At 73.8% G+C, this 13,135-nt stretch carries 14 protein-coding genes; 11 read left to right on the plus strand and 3 right to left on the minus strand.

The genetic code is table 11. The features are described from left to right. The first annotated feature begins 103 nt into the window (after positions 1-103). The 7 genes from hpt to FHL79_RS23530 all read left to right on the plus strand — a co-directional run bounded on the left by hpt (position 104) and on the right by FHL79_RS23530 (position 5,852). Positions 104-700, plus strand: coding sequence for a hypoxanthine phosphoribosyltransferase (hpt, locus tag FHL79_RS23500; RefSeq protein ID WP_439331141.1), 597 nt, complete (start codon positions 104-106; stop codon positions 698-700). Positions 701-920: 220 nt separating this feature from the next. Next, entirely contained in the window at positions 921-2,930 is a 2,010-nt protein-coding gene (gene ftsH / locus FHL79_RS23505; RefSeq protein ID WP_138760980.1) for an ATP-dependent zinc metalloprotease FtsH, read from the plus strand. Further along, positions 2,927-3,601: a GTP cyclohydrolase I FolE gene (gene folE / locus FHL79_RS23510; protein WP_281283895.1), complete on the plus strand. Its 675-nt coding sequence runs from the start codon at positions 2,927-2,929 to the stop codon at positions 3,599-3,601. The genes ftsH and folE overlap by 4 nt, the downstream gene beginning before the upstream one ends. Then, positions 3,598-4,473 carry a dihydropteroate synthase gene (gene folP, locus FHL79_RS23515; protein ID WP_246081167.1) on the plus strand — a complete coding sequence of 292 codons (876 nt, stop codon included), beginning with the start codon at positions 3,598-3,600 and terminating at the stop codon, positions 4,471-4,473. Before folE ends, folP begins: the two co-directional genes overlap by 4 nt. Further along, positions 4,463-4,852, plus strand: coding sequence for a dihydroneopterin aldolase (gene folB, locus FHL79_RS23520; RefSeq protein WP_138760981.1), 390 nt, complete (start codon positions 4,463-4,465; stop codon positions 4,850-4,852). Before folP ends, folB begins: the two co-directional genes overlap by 11 nt. Beyond that, positions 4,849-5,352 carry a 2-amino-4-hydroxy-6-hydroxymethyldihydropteridine diphosphokinase gene (gene folK, locus FHL79_RS23525; RefSeq protein ID WP_138760982.1) on the plus strand — a complete coding sequence of 168 codons (504 nt, stop codon included), beginning with the start codon at positions 4,849-4,851 and terminating at the stop codon, positions 5,350-5,352. Before folB ends, folK begins: the two co-directional genes overlap by 4 nt. Further along, a complete protein-coding gene (locus tag FHL79_RS23530; RefSeq protein WP_138760983.1) occupies positions 5,349-5,852 on the plus strand; it encodes a DUF3180 domain-containing protein in 504 nt (167 codons plus the stop codon). Before folK ends, FHL79_RS23530 begins: the two co-directional genes overlap by 4 nt. A gap of 184 nt (positions 5,853-6,036) precedes the next feature. On the opposite strand, the gene FHL79_RS23535 is transcribed toward FHL79_RS23530, so the two are convergent. Next, positions 6,037-7,221: an ABC transporter ATP-binding protein gene (locus tag FHL79_RS23535; RefSeq protein WP_218938585.1), complete on the minus strand. Its 1,185-nt coding sequence runs from the start codon at positions 7,219-7,221 to the stop codon at positions 6,037-6,039. 50 nt (positions 7,222-7,271) lie between these two features. Here FHL79_RS23535 and FHL79_RS23540 point away from each other — a divergent pair, with 50 nt between their 5' ends. The 3 genes from FHL79_RS23540 to FHL79_RS23550 all read left to right on the plus strand — a co-directional run bounded on the left by FHL79_RS23540 (position 7,272) and on the right by FHL79_RS23550 (position 9,834). Then, the gene (locus FHL79_RS23540) at positions 7,272-7,946 is read left to right on the plus strand and encodes an ABC transporter permease (protein ID WP_246081169.1); all 675 of its coding nucleotides are present in this window, start codon (positions 7,272-7,274) and stop codon (positions 7,944-7,946) included. Continuing rightward, positions 7,943-8,665, plus strand: a complete 723-nt coding sequence (locus FHL79_RS23545; RefSeq protein ID WP_138760985.1) for an ABC transporter permease — start codon at positions 7,943-7,945, stop codon at positions 8,663-8,665. Before FHL79_RS23540 ends, FHL79_RS23545 begins: the two co-directional genes overlap by 4 nt. Before the next feature lie 149 nt (positions 8,666-8,814). Then, on the plus strand, positions 8,815-9,834 hold the full coding sequence (locus FHL79_RS23550; protein WP_138760986.1) for a glycine betaine ABC transporter substrate-binding protein: 1,020 nt from the start codon (positions 8,815-8,817) through the stop codon (positions 9,832-9,834). A 94-nt stretch (positions 9,835-9,928) separates the two neighbouring features. Here FHL79_RS23550 and FHL79_RS23555 read toward each other — a convergent pair whose 3' ends face one another. After that, a complete protein-coding gene (locus FHL79_RS23555; RefSeq protein ID WP_138760987.1) occupies positions 9,929-10,537 on the minus strand; it encodes a DUF1684 domain-containing protein in 609 nt (202 codons plus the stop codon). 158 nt (positions 10,538-10,695) lie between these two features. Between FHL79_RS23555 and FHL79_RS23560 the strand changes: the two genes are divergently transcribed. Then, positions 10,696-11,919, plus strand: a complete 1,224-nt coding sequence (locus FHL79_RS23560; protein WP_138760988.1) for a DUF6779 domain-containing protein — start codon at positions 10,696-10,698, stop codon at positions 11,917-11,919. A 113-nt stretch (positions 11,920-12,032) separates the two neighbouring features. Here FHL79_RS23560 and FHL79_RS23565 read toward each other — a convergent pair whose 3' ends face one another. After that, positions 12,033-12,788 (minus strand): SDR family oxidoreductase, encoded by a 756-nt coding sequence (locus tag FHL79_RS23565; RefSeq protein WP_138760989.1) that lies wholly within the window; start codon positions 12,786-12,788, stop codon positions 12,033-12,035. Positions 12,789-13,135: the final 347 nt, after the last annotated feature.

The following is a 13,135-nucleotide window of genomic DNA, read 5'->3' on the forward strand; positions in this document are numbered from 1 at the left end:
GTGGTACGGGGGTGGTGCGGGTGTCTGGCAGGCTGACCGTGCAGCGCGGCACCCGTCCGGCTGCCCGTCTTGCAATCGATCCCCTCGAGGAGCCCTGAGCGCCGTGAGCGAGCGCACCACCCCCGGAGCACAGGCCACGGGGCCGCTGGGACCCGACCACGGCTACGGCCCGGACATCGACCACGTGCTGCTGTCCGAGGAGCAGATCCAGGGCAAGATCACCGAGCTCGCCGCCCGGATCGCGGTGGACTACGCCGGCCGCGAGGTGCTGCTCGTCGGCGTCCTCAAGGGCGCCGTGCTGTTCATGTCCGACTTCGCCCGGGCGCTGCAGCTGCCGACCCAGATGGAGTTCATGGCCGTCTCCTCCTACGGCAGCGCCACCAGCTCCTCGGGCGTGGTCCGGATCCTCAAGGACCTCGATCGGGACATCGCCGACAAGCACGTGCTGGTGCTCGAGGACATCATCGACTCCGGGCTCACGCTCTCCTGGCTGCTGAAGAACCTGGGCAGCCGCGGGCCGGCGAGCCTGGAGGTGTGCACGCTGCTGCGCAAGCCGGACGCGGTCAAGGTCGACGTCCCGGTGCGCTACATCGGCTTCGACATCCCCAACGAGTTCGTCGTCGGCTACGGCCTGGACTACGCCGAGCGCTACCGGGACCTGCCCTACATCGCCACGCTGAAGCCCGAGGTCTACGAGTAGCGGAAGGACCACGCTGCCCCCCGACGCTCGCAAGCTCGCGCCGGGCCCCTGCAGCGAGGCCGCAGCTCGCGCTCAGCTGGTGGGCAGCGCTCCCGGTGTACCGTCGTCGCAACGACGTCGCCCCGCGGCGGGGTGCCACCCAGGGTCGTGCGCGACGTCCTGCGACGATCAGGAGGGTCGACGGGCAGTCCGGGCGTCCCCGGTGGCCCGGCAACGGTGTATGGAACGTAAGAAGATCTTCCGGTCCGTCTGGCTGTGGGTCGCCGTCGTCGTCGTGGTGGGCTTCATCGCCTCCCAGTTCTTCGGCAACGACGGTGGCTACGACAAGGTCTCCACCTCGACCGCCCTGGCGCAGCTCTCCGAAGGCAACGTCGACAAGGCCACGATCAACGACAAGGAGCAGACGCTCGACCTCGACCTCAAGGGTCAGGTCGACGGCAGCTCCAAGATCAGCGCCTCCTACCCGCTCGGCGCGGCCGACGACGTCTTCGCCGCCGTCCGGGGCGGCACGGACGCCGGCAGCGGGACCCAGTCCTTCGACACGAACGTCACCCAGGACAACCTGCTGGTCAGCCTGCTGGTGAGCTTCCTGCCCTTCGTGCTGCTGCTCCTGCTGTTGTTCTGGCTGTTCAACTCCATGCAGGGCGGCGGCCGCGGGGTCATGGCGTTCGGCAAGTCCAAGGCCAAGGTGGTCAGCAAGGACAGCCCCAAGACGACGTTCGCCGACGTCGCCGGCGCCGACGAGGCCATCGAGGAACTGCACGAGATCAAGGACTTCCTGCAGAACCCGGTCAAGTACCAGACCATCGGCGCGAAGATCCCCAAGGGCGTGCTGCTGTTCGGCCCCCCTGGCACCGGCAAGACGCTGCTCGCCCGGGCCGTCGCCGGTGAGGCGGGCGTGCCCTTCTACTCGATCTCCGGGTCGGACTTCGTCGAGATGTTCGTCGGTGTCGGCGCCAGCCGGGTCCGCGACCTGTTCGAGCAGGCCAAGACCAACGCCCCGGCGATCATCTTCATCGACGAGATCGACGCCGTCGGCCGGCACCGCGGCGCGGGCATGGGCGGCGGGCACGACGAGCGCGAGCAGACGCTGAACCAGATGCTCGTCGAGATGGACGGCTTCGACGTCAAGGGCGGCGTCATCATGATCGCCGCGACGAACCGGCCGGACATCCTCGACCCGGCGCTGCTGCGCCCGGGCCGCTTCGACCGGCAGATCGCCGTCGACCGCCCCGACCTGCTCGGCCGCGTCGCCGTCCTCAAGGTGCACGCCACCGGAAAGCCGCTGGCGCCCGACGTCGACCTGACCACGGTGGCCCGGCGCACCCCCGGCTTCACCGGTGCCGACCTGGCCAACGTGCTCAACGAGGGCGCGCTGCTCACCGCCCGGCACGGCGGGACGCAGATCACCGACGCCGTGCTCGAGGAGGCCATCGACCGGGTCGTCGCCGGCCCCGAGCGCAAGACGCGGGCGATGAGCGACAAGGAGAAGAAGGTCACCGCCTACCACGAGGGCGGGCACGCCCTGGTGGCGCACGCACTGCCCAACCTGGACCCGGTGCACAAGGTGACCATCCTGCCGCGCGGCCGCTCGCTGGGGCACACCCTCGTGCTGCCGACCGAGGACCGGTACAACCAGACCCGCTCGGAGATGATCGACACGCTGGCGTACGCGCTGGGTGGCCGGGCCGCCGAGGAGCTGGTGTTCCACGAGCCGACCACCGGTGCCGGCAACGACATCGAGAAGGCCACCTCGCTGGCCAGGTCGATGGTCACCCAGTACGGCATGAGCGCGAAGCTCGGTGCGGTCAAGTACGGCAGCACCGACTCCGAGCCGTTCCTGGGTCGGGACATGGGCTCGCGTCCGGACTACTCCGACGCCGTCGCCGCCGACATCGACGGCGAGGTGCGGGCCCTGATCGAGGCCGCCCACGACGAGGCCTGGGAGATCCTGGTCGAGTACCGGGACGCCCTGGACCGGCTCGTGCTGGAGCTGCTGGACAAGGAGACGCTGTCCCGCGAGGACATGGACCGGATCTGCGCCGGGGTGGTCAAGCGCCCGTCGATGGCCCCGTACAACGGCTTCGGCAAGCGCACCCCCTCGCAGCGCCCGCCGGTGCTCACCCCCGCCGAGGCGGCGGCGAGCAACGGCAACGGCGTGCACGCGCCGGCGAACGGCGCGACCCAAGCACCGATCGGGGACGTCGGCGCCCCCGCCCAGGGCCGGTGAGCGCCGCACCGGGGGGAGCGGGCGACAGCGCGGCGGCCGGCCGGGTCGACGGTGTGGGGCAGGACCCGCGCACCGGTGACCCGGTCGGCGACATCCCCGAGGGGCAGTTCGACGCCGGGCGGATCGAGGCCGCCGTCCGGGAGATCCTGGCCGCGATCGGTGAGGACCCCGACCGTCCGGGCCTGCAGGACACCCCGGCCCGGGTGGCCCGCGCCTACGCGGAGACCTTCGCCGGGCTGGGCCAGGACCCGGCCGACGTCCTCGCCACCACCTTCGACGAGGGCCATGACGAGCTGGTGCTGGTCAAGGACATCGCGATGTACTCGACCTGCGAGCACCACCTGGTGCCCTTCCACGGCGTCGCGCACGTCGGGTACATCCCCGGGTACGACGGCCGGGTCACCGGTCTGTCCAAGTTGGCCCGGCTGGTGGAGGTCTACGCCCGCCGTCCGCAGGTGCAGGAGCGGATGACCCGGCAGGTCGCCGACTCGCTGTACGAGGTCCTCAAGCCGCGCGGTGTCATCGTGGTGATCGAGGCCGAGCACCTGTGCATGGCGATGCGCGGCGTCCGCAAGCCGGGGGCGACGACGATGACCTCCGCGGTGCGCGGGATCTTCCGGGAGAACGCCGCCACCCGCAGCGAGGCCATGAGCCTCATCCTGGGCCGTTGAGCCTGGCGATGGACGTCGGCCTGCGCACGCCACGGCCCGGGCGCTGCCTCGTGATGGGCGTCCTCAACGTCACGCCGGACTCCTTCTCCGACGGCGGCTGCTACGCCGACCACGACGCCGCGATCGACCACGGCCTGCAGATGCACGCCGCGGGCGCGGACTACGTCGACGTCGGCGGTGAGTCGACCCGGCCCGGTGCCGACCGGGTGGACGCCGCGGAGGAGTGCCGCCGTGTGGTGCCCGTCGTCCGCGACCTCGCCGCCGCCGGCGTCCGGGTCAGCGTCGACACCACCCGCGCCGACGTCGCCGCCGCGGCGCTGGAGGCCGGCGCGTCCCTGGTCAACGACGTCAGCGGCGGGCTGGCCGACGACGGCATGGCCCGGCTGGTCGCCGAGGCCGGGGTGCCGTGGGTGCTGATGCACTGGCGCGGCCACAGCCGCGAGATGTACGCCGCCGCCCGCTACGGCGACGTGGTGCACGAGGTGGGTGCCGAGCTCATCGCCCGGGTCGAGGACGTCGTCGCGGCCGGGGTCGACCCGGCCCAGCTGGTGCTGGACCCGGGCCTGGGCTTCGCGAAGAACGCCGACCACAACTGGGCTCTGCTGGCCGGGCTCGACCGGCTGGTCGCCCTCGGTCTGCCGGTGCTGGTGGGTGCCTCGCGGAAGACCTTCCTCGGCAGGCTGCTGGCCGGGCCCGACGGCGAGCCACGGCCGGTGGAGGGTCGGGAGGCCGCGACCGTGGCCATCTCGGTGCTGGCCGCGCAGGCCGGGGCCTGGGGTGTGCGGGTGCACGACCCGGTGCAGTCCCTCGACGCGATCGCGACGGTGGCGGCCGTGCAGGCCGCCCGAGGACGAGGACCGCATGGCCAGTAGTCGACCCACCTCACCGACCCCCGACCGGATCACGGTGCACGGGCTGACCGGCCACGGCTACCACGGGGTCTACCCGCCGGAGCGCGAGCACGGCCAGACCTTCCGGGTCGACGCGGTGCTCGAGCTCGACACCGCGCCGGCCGCGGCCGGGGACGACCTGACCAAGACCGTGCACTACGGCGAGCTGGCGCAGCAGCTGCACGCACTGCTGGTCGGCGAGCCGGTCGACCTGCTGGAGACGCTGGCCCAGCGGCTGGCCGACTGCTGCCTGGCCTACCCGGTCGTGGACGCCGTCGAGATCACCGTGCACAAGCCGGAGGTCGACCTCGGGGTGCCCGCCGACGACGTCACGGTCGCCATCCGGCGCGAACGCAGATGACCAGGGCCGTCCTCTCGCTCGGCGGGAACCTGGGCGACCGTGCGGGCACGCTGCGCTCCGCGCTGGTCGCGCTGACCGGGCACGGGTTGGTCGCCCGCTCGACGCTGTACGAGACCCCGCCCTGGGGCCCGGTCGAGCAGCCGCCGTACCTCAACGCGGTCGCCGTCGTCCGCGGGGAGCGGGACGCCACCGGCTGGCTGGCGCTGGCGCACGAGCTCGAGCAGGCCGCCGGGCGGACCCGGGAGGTGCGCTGGAGTGCGCGGACGCTGGACGTCGACGTGGTCACGGTCACCGGGGACGACGGCGCACCCGTGCTCTCCACCGACCCGGAGCTGACCCTGCCGCACCCGCGGGCGCACGAGCGGGCGTTCGTGCTCATCCCGTGGCTCGCCCTGGACCCCGCGGCCACGCTGCCCGGGCACGGCCGCGTCGTCGACCTGGTGGCCGCGCTGCCGGCGGACGAGGTGGCGGGGGTCGTCCGGTGGGAGCAGCTGGCATGACGCCGGTGCGCCGCCGTGAGCTGCTCGCGCTCGCCGTCGCGGTGGGCTTCGCCGCCTGGCTCGTGGTGCGCTCGGCCTACGGCTCGCTGCCGCCGTTCCAGTGGTGGCTGCCGGTGCCGTTGGGCGTGCTCGCGGTTGCCGAGGCACTGGGCGCCCGGACGCTGCGGGCCCGGCTCACTGCCGAGCGAGCGGGCCGGCGGGGCCCCGGTCGCAGTCCGGCGACCGCTGCCCGGCCCGTCGAGCCGTTGCTGGTCGCCCGGCTGGCGGTGCTCGCCCAGGCCAGTGCGTGGGTCGGCGCGGTCGTCGCGGGGCTGTGGGGCGGCCTGCTGCTGCACACCGCCCCGGCGGTGGGCCGGCTCGGTGCGGCCTCGGGCGACACGGTGTCCGCCGTCCTCGGCGTCCTGCTGGCCGCCGGCCTGGTCGCCGCCGCGCTGTGGCTCGAGCACGTCTGCCGCGTCCCCCCGGACGAGGACGAAGGAACGGGAGAAGGCGCCGCTTGACGTCGGACCCTCGCCGCCGCAAGGCGGCTCCGGTTCGCGAGTGGGGGCCGGAGGCTCCCGCGATGCGGGGCGGGCAACGGCTCAGCGCGAGTGGGGACGGCTCCTGGCCGCGGTGCGGCCCGGAGGGTCGCGATGTCACAGGTGGGCGGCTCCTGGTCGCGGTGCGGCCCGGAGGGTCGCGATGTCACAGGTGGGCGGCTCCGGCGACCTCGGGGACCGAGCCCTCGATGGAGCGGCGCAGCGCGGCGTGCAGCGACTCGGGCGTGAGCACGCCGCAGAACCGGTCGCCGTCCAGCACCGCCACCCAGCCCGCCTCCAGCTGCAGCATGGTGGCGAACGCGGTCTTCAGCGTCGCGTCGATCGGCACCCAGGCGTCCATCCGCCGGCCCACCTGCCGCACGGTCCCGCTGCCGGTGGCCCGCTCGGCCGAGATCCAGCCGTTCAGCCGCTCCTGCCCGTCCAGCACCACGGCCCAGCGGGCGCCGGCCCGCTCCAGCACCGCCCGCGCCTCCCGCACGTCGTCGTCGGCGTGCACGACCGGTGGCTGCTCCAGGTCGGCCATGTCGATGCCGGTGACGGCCAGCCGCTTGAGGCCCCGGTCGGCGCCGACGAAGTCCGCGACGAAGGGCGTGGCGGGGGAGCCGAGCAGCTCGGCCGGCGGCGCGAACTGCTCCACCTTGCCGCCCTGGCTCATCACCGCGATCCGGTCACCGAGGCGCACGGCCTCCTCGATGTCGTGGGTGACGAACACGATGGTCTTGCGGACGGTCTCCTGCAGCCGGAGGAACTCCGACTGCAGCCGCTCGCGGACGATCGGGTCGACCGCCGAGAACGGCTCGTCCATCAGCAGGACGGCGGGGTCGGCGGCCAGCGCCCGGGCGACCCCGGCCCGCTGCCGCTGGCCACCGGAGAGCTGGTGCGGATAGCGGTCGCCGAAGGTCGCGGGGTCCAGCCCGACGAGGTCGAGCAGCTCCTCGACCCGGTCCGCGGTGCGCTTCTTGTCCCAGCCCAGCAGCCGCGGCACGGTGCCGATGTTCTTGCGCACCGTCTGGTGCGGGAAGAGCCCGACGTTCTGGATGACGTAGCCGATCCGGCGCCGCAGCTCCACCGGGTCGACCCGGGTCACGTCGTCCTCACCGAGCAGGACGCGCCCGGTGGTCGGCTCGATGATCCGGTTGATCATCTTCATCGTGGTGGTCTTGCCGCAGCCCGACGGGCCGACCAGCACGGTGAGCTCCCCGGCGGCGAAGGTCAGGTCGAGTGACTGCACGCCGACGCTGCCGTCGGGGTAGGTCTTGCTGACCCCCTCGAGCCGGATGGCCTGGGCCGGCTGAGCTGTGCCCGGGCGGAGCTGAGCGCTAACGTCCACGGAGTGGCCTTCCTGACGGGCGCCCGGTGCTGAGCGCGGCGAGCGATGCGGTGCTCGCAGCGGATGCGGCGCCGAACCCCTGGTTCGACCCCTCCTACGTGGCCGACAACTGGGACACCATCCTGTCCTACCTCGGCGAGCACGTCAGGCTGACCGTCGCTGCGGTCGTCCTCGGCGCGCTCCTCGCCCTGCCGCTGGCCCTGATCGCCCGCCGCAGCCGTTGGCTCGCCGCCGGCGTCCTCGGCGTCTCCACGCTGATCTACACGATCCCGTCGCTGGCGATGTTCGCCTTCCTGTTCCCGGTGACCGGCCTGTCGCAGACCACCGTGCTCATCGGGCTGGTGCTCTACTCGCTGGTGGTGCTGGTCCGGAACTTCCTGGCCGGGCTGCAGTCGGTACCCGCCGACGTGCGGGAGTCGGCTCGCGGGATGGGCTACGGCCCGGTGCGGCTGTTCTGGCAGGTCGAGCTCCCGCTGGCGCTGCCCTCGTTCATGGCCGGCATCCGGGTGGCCACGGTGTCCACCGTCGCGCTGGTCACCGTCGGGGTCATCGTCGGGCACGGCGGCCTCGGCCAACTGATCACCGGCGGGTTCAACGCCAACTTCTACCGGGCCGAGATCGTCACCGGCGCGGTGGGCTGCGTGCTGCTGGCGCTGGTGGCCGATCTGCTGCTGGCCGGTGCCGAGCGCGCGCTGACCCCCTGGGCCAGGCAGGCGCGGTCGTGAACCTGCTCCAGGACGCCGTCCGCTACCTCAACGACCCGTTCAACTGGACCCGCACCAACGGCATCTTCGACCTGCTCGCGCAGCACCTGCGGATCTCGGTGATCGCCGTGCTGGTCGCCATGGTGATCGGCATCCCGGTCGGCGCGCTGCTCGGGCACACCGGCCGCGGCGGCGGGTTCACCGTCGCGCTGTCCAACGTCTCCCGGGCGATCCCCACCCTCGCCCTGCTCACCGTGTTCGCGGTGACCCCGATCGGATTCGGGCCGCGGGCGACCACCATCGCGCTGGCGGTGTTCGCGATCCCGCCGGTGCTCACCAACACCTACGTCGGGTTCCGCGGGGTCGACCGGGACGTCGTCGAGGCCGCGCGGGCGATGGGCATGAACGAGCGGCAGGTGCTGCTGCGGGCCGAGCTGCCGCTCGCCGCCCCGCTGCTGATGACCGGGGTGCGCACGGCCGCCGTACAGGTGGTCGCGACCGCGACCCTGGCGGCGCTGGTCGCCGGCGGGGGGCTGGGCCGGATCATCACCCTCGGGTTCCGGCAGCTGGACTACGGCGCGGTGCTGGCCGGCGCAATACTGGTCGCCCTGCTGGCGGTGGCCACCGAGCTGCTGCTGGCCGCCGTGTCCTGGCTGGTGACCCCGGGCCCCAAGAGGCTCCGGGTCGGCCGGGTCCGCACCCGCCCCACCGATGCGGGGGCCGTTCCGGTCACCCCGTGACCGGGGCCGGGTCACCGGGAGGTCACGGTCGTGCACAACGGACTTGATCTCCGACCCGGCCGGGGGTTGAGTGGCTGCTGCGGGACACCTCCCGCCAGACACGCGTGGCCGTCCAGCAGGGGCGCCACGGGACACAGAAGGCGGAGCTGATGCGCGCGCGTCCCCGTTTCCAGACACTCCTCCCCATCGCGGCCCTCGCGGCCGTGCTCTCCACCGCAGCCTGCGGTGAGTCGGGGTCTTCCGGCACCGGCGGCGAGGCCGCCGCCAGCGGCTCGGCCGCGTCCGGTGACGCCTGCGCCCCGGTCGCGGGTGACCAGCTCGTCGTCCTGGAGGACGACAAGGGCCTGCAGAACGCCGACAACATCGTGCCGGCGGTCAACGCGGCCGCCGCCGACGCGAACCCGGCGCTGCTGCAGGCGCTGGACACGGTGTCGGCGGCGCTGACCGAAGACGATCTCATCGGCATGAACAAGGCCGTCGACATCGACCGGCAGTCGGCCACCGACGTCGCCGCCGCGTACGTGTCGGACAACGACCTCGGGGCCGGCGTCACCGGGGGCAGCGGCCCGGTCGTCGTGGGCGCCGCCGACTTCAGCGAGTCGCAGGTGCTGGCCAACGTCTACGCCGACACCCTGACCGCGGCCGGCTTCCAGGCCACGGTGCAGACGGTCGGCAACCGCGAGCTGTACCTGCCGGCGCTGAAGAACGGCGAGATCCAGGTCTTCCCGGAGTACCTGGCCACCGTCGCCGACATCATCAACAAGGCCGTCGACCCCGCCGCCGCGCCGATCGCCACCAGCGACGCCGACGAGACGCTGGCCGCGCTCACGCCGGTGGCCGAGCAGTACGGGCTCGTCTTCGGCACGCCGGCGGAGGCGACCGACCAGAACGCCTTCGCCGTCACCCAGGAGTTCGCCGACGCGCTCGGCGTGACCACGCTGTCCGAGCTCGCCGACGCCTGCGGGGACGGCTCGCTGACCCTCGGTGGGCCGGGGGAGTGCCCGACCCGGCCGCAGTGCCAGCTGGGTCTGGAGGACAGCTACGGCCTGGAGTTCGCCAGCTTCTCCGAGTACGACGCCGGCGGCCCGCTGACCAAGGCCGCCATCCAGCAGGGCGACGTCTCCATCGGCCTGGTCTTCAGCTCCGACGGCGCCCTCGCCCAGGGGTAGCAACTGAGCTCAGGGCCGACAGCCGGACCCTGGGCGGCCTCCCTGCAGGGGCCCGACCCGAGCGGAGCGAGGGGTGGGGGGCAGGGAGGTCCTTTCAGTACCAGCCGCCGGGGGGCAGTTGCTCCCCGGCGGCGACGGCGGTGTCCACGACGTTCCCCGCGGGGGCCAGCGGGCAGGTCCACCGCGGGTCGTAGGTGCACGAGGGGTGGTAGGCGAAGTTGAGGTCGACGACCAGCCGGTCGTCGTCGCCACCGAGGTCGGCGCCCTTGATGGTGTCCAGCAGGTAGCGGCCACCGCCGTAGGTGGTCCTCCCGGCGCTCCCGTCGCGCAGCGGCAGGAACACCCCGCCGCCGTAGCCGCCGACCCACCAGACGTCGAGCCGGCCGACCTCGCCCAGGGTCACCCGGCCGATCCGGTCCAGCACCACGGTCCCGTCCGCGGCGGTCGGCACCTCCCGGCGTTCGCGCTCGACGTCGGTGTCCACGGGGACCACGAACCGCAGGGCCGGGTCGTAGGGCGCGAACGGGATCCCGCTGAACGAGGCGCGGGCCGCGTCGTCGAGCGGGGAGTCGGGGTGGCCGCCGACGAGCGCGGCCCGACCCTCCCGCCAGGCGAGCCAGCCGGCCTCCGGGTCCTCCGCGGCGCGGACGTCGGCGTAGAGGGCGGCGACCCGTCGCCGCCAGTCCAGCAGGGTGAGGGTCACCGGCCACAGCGTGCCACCCGACCGCCGGGGCGGCGCCGGGCAACGGCCGTGTTCACTGCCTGTGATCGTCTACGACCCGTAAGGTGAGGGTCATGGGAGGCCGCCGGGACGCTGACACCCCGGGTCGCCCCCCTGGTGGCCGGGGCACGCTCCCGCCCGTGCCGCCGGCTCCCGCGGCCGCCCGGGACTCCCCGCCTCCGCCGCAGGTCACGCCGACGCCGCAGCCGGCGCCGCCGGGGGCACGCAGCACCGGGAACCGCGGGTGGCTGGCCGTCGGACTGCTCCTCGCCGCCGGCGGTACCGCCGCGGTCTTCTTCACCGACGACGCCCGCTACCTGCGGGTGGCCCTGCTCGCCGTCTGCTGGGCGTTCGTCGTCGCCGCGTTCGTGGCGGGCAACCGCCGCGCCGACCAGGTCGCGGCGGCCGGTCGGGAGGCCGAGCTGAAGCACGCCTACGACCTCGAGCTCGAGCGGGAGGTGACCGCCCGGCACCAGTTCGAGGTCGAGCTGGAGGGCCGGCTCCGGCGGGAGACCGAAGGCGCGGTCCGCGGCGAGCTCGCGCAGCTGCGCGCCGAGCTGTCCGGCCTGTCCACGCTGCGGGAGGACCTCGCCGCCGTCCCCCGGCTGCGCGCGGAGCTCGCCGGGCTCGGGCAGCTGCGCACCGAGCTCGCCGCGCTGACCGAGATCCGCGGCGAGCTGAGCGGGCTCGGCCAGCTGCGGGCCGAGCTCACCGAGCAGCTCTCCGGTGAGCTGCTCGTCGAGCGGATGGTCATGCGCGCACAGTCGGTGCGCGGTCCTGCGCAGTCGGCGCCCGAGGCCGACGGCCGGGTGCTGGACGGCGCCACGGTGTGGGACTCCCCGCCGCAGACCTCCGGCTGGGACGTCGACCGCTGGACGGAGACCCGGGTGGTCCCGGCCCAGCCGCTCCTGCCCGTCGCGCATCCCCCCGCCGTGGACGGCACGCCGCAGCCCGCGCCGGAGCCGGTCGTCGACTCCGGGGCCGGGTACGACTCCTCGCGGTACGACGCGCTGCTGTTCGGCACCACGACGCCCTCGGGGGCGTCCTCGTACGACCCTCCGTGGTCCGGGTCCTCCTCGGCCGACGCCTGGGCGGTCGCGGACGGCGTCGAGCGGGCCGGCAGCACCGCGTACGGAGCACGTCACGACGCGTCGGGGTACGCCGGGGACGCGACCGCAGCACCCGCCGACGAGCCGGTCCGGGCGGCCGCCCCCGAGTCGCCGGGTCACGCTCGGCTGGAGCAGATCCTGGCTGAGAGCGGCGTCCCGGCGCCCACCGGTGCGCGGTCCCGGCGTCGCCGCCACCGCGAGGACGCCGGTGACGCCACCGACGACGTGCTCGCCCGCGTGCTCGGCCGTAGGTGACACGAAGTACTCCTCTGCCCCCACGCCTCGCACGCTCGCGGCGGGCCCCTACGGCCTCGTCCCAGGGGCCCGCCGCGCGCGGCGCGTGTCGTGGGGAGGGACGAGGTCCTTCCTCAGATGGGGCCGCGGGACAGCGCGCCGCCGTCCAGCACGAGGGTCTGCCCGGTGACCCAGCCGGCGCTGTCGCCGAGCAGGTAGGCCGCCGCCTCCCCGATGTCCTCGGGCACCCCGAGCCGGCCCACCGGGTACTGCTTCGCGACCGCGTCCTCCCGGCCGGTGAACAGCGCCTCGGCGAACCGGGTCTTCACCACGGCCGGGGCGACCGCGTTGACCCGGATGCCGTGCGGGCCGAGCTCCACGGCGAGCTGCGTGGTCAGGTTGACCAGCGCCGCCTTGCTCACGCCGTAGGCGGCGATGCCCTCGCTGGACTTGAGACCGGCGACCGAGGCGACGATCAGCACCGAGCCGCCGTGCTCGCGCATCCACGCCCGCCAGGCCTCCTGCACCAGGCCGAGGCTGGAGACGACGTTGGTGTCCAGGATCTTGCGGAAGGCGTCGAGCGGTGCGTCCATCAGCGGGCCGAAGACCGGGTTGATGCCGACGTTCCCGACCAGGCAGTCCAGGCTGCCGAAGGTCTCGACGGCGGTGCGCACGGCCTCGGCGCGGTGCTCCGCGTCACCGGCGTTCCCGGCGACGGCGACGGCCTTGTCCGGCCCGCCCAGCTGCTCGACCGCCGCGGCCAGCGCGTCGGCCTTGCGGGCGGTGACGACCACCCGGGCGCCCCGGTCCACCAGGCTCTGCGCGATCGCCAGGCCGATGCCCCGGCTCGCGCCCGTGACCAGTGCGGTGCGTCCCTCGAAGCTGCTCACCGTGCTCCTCCGTGCTCGGAGCCGGCTCCGCTGCCGGCGCGGGCCCCACCCAACCACGGGCTCCGAGGGCCCGCGCCGGCACCCACGTGAGGCAGCGCACACCCCTGCGCCGTTGCAGGGCACGTCCTGCCGTCCCACACTCGCGTTCGGCGGTCCTCCTGCGTGACACACCCCCTCCGGGTGGTTGCAGCGGGTGGGGCGCCGACGCCCCACCCGCTCCACCCTGAACGGCCCACGACGACGTGGGTCGACGCGACCTGAGTCCGGTACCCGCGAGGGACTGGAACGAGAGGTGCACCGGGATGACCGTTCGTCCCTCGCGGAGGGCTGCCCGCCCTGCCGCGTCC

It is taken from the genome of Modestobacter altitudinis, assembly GCF_005930475.1.
Lineage (GTDB): Bacteria > Actinomycetota > Actinomycetes > Mycobacteriales > Geodermatophilaceae > Modestobacter > Modestobacter altitudinis.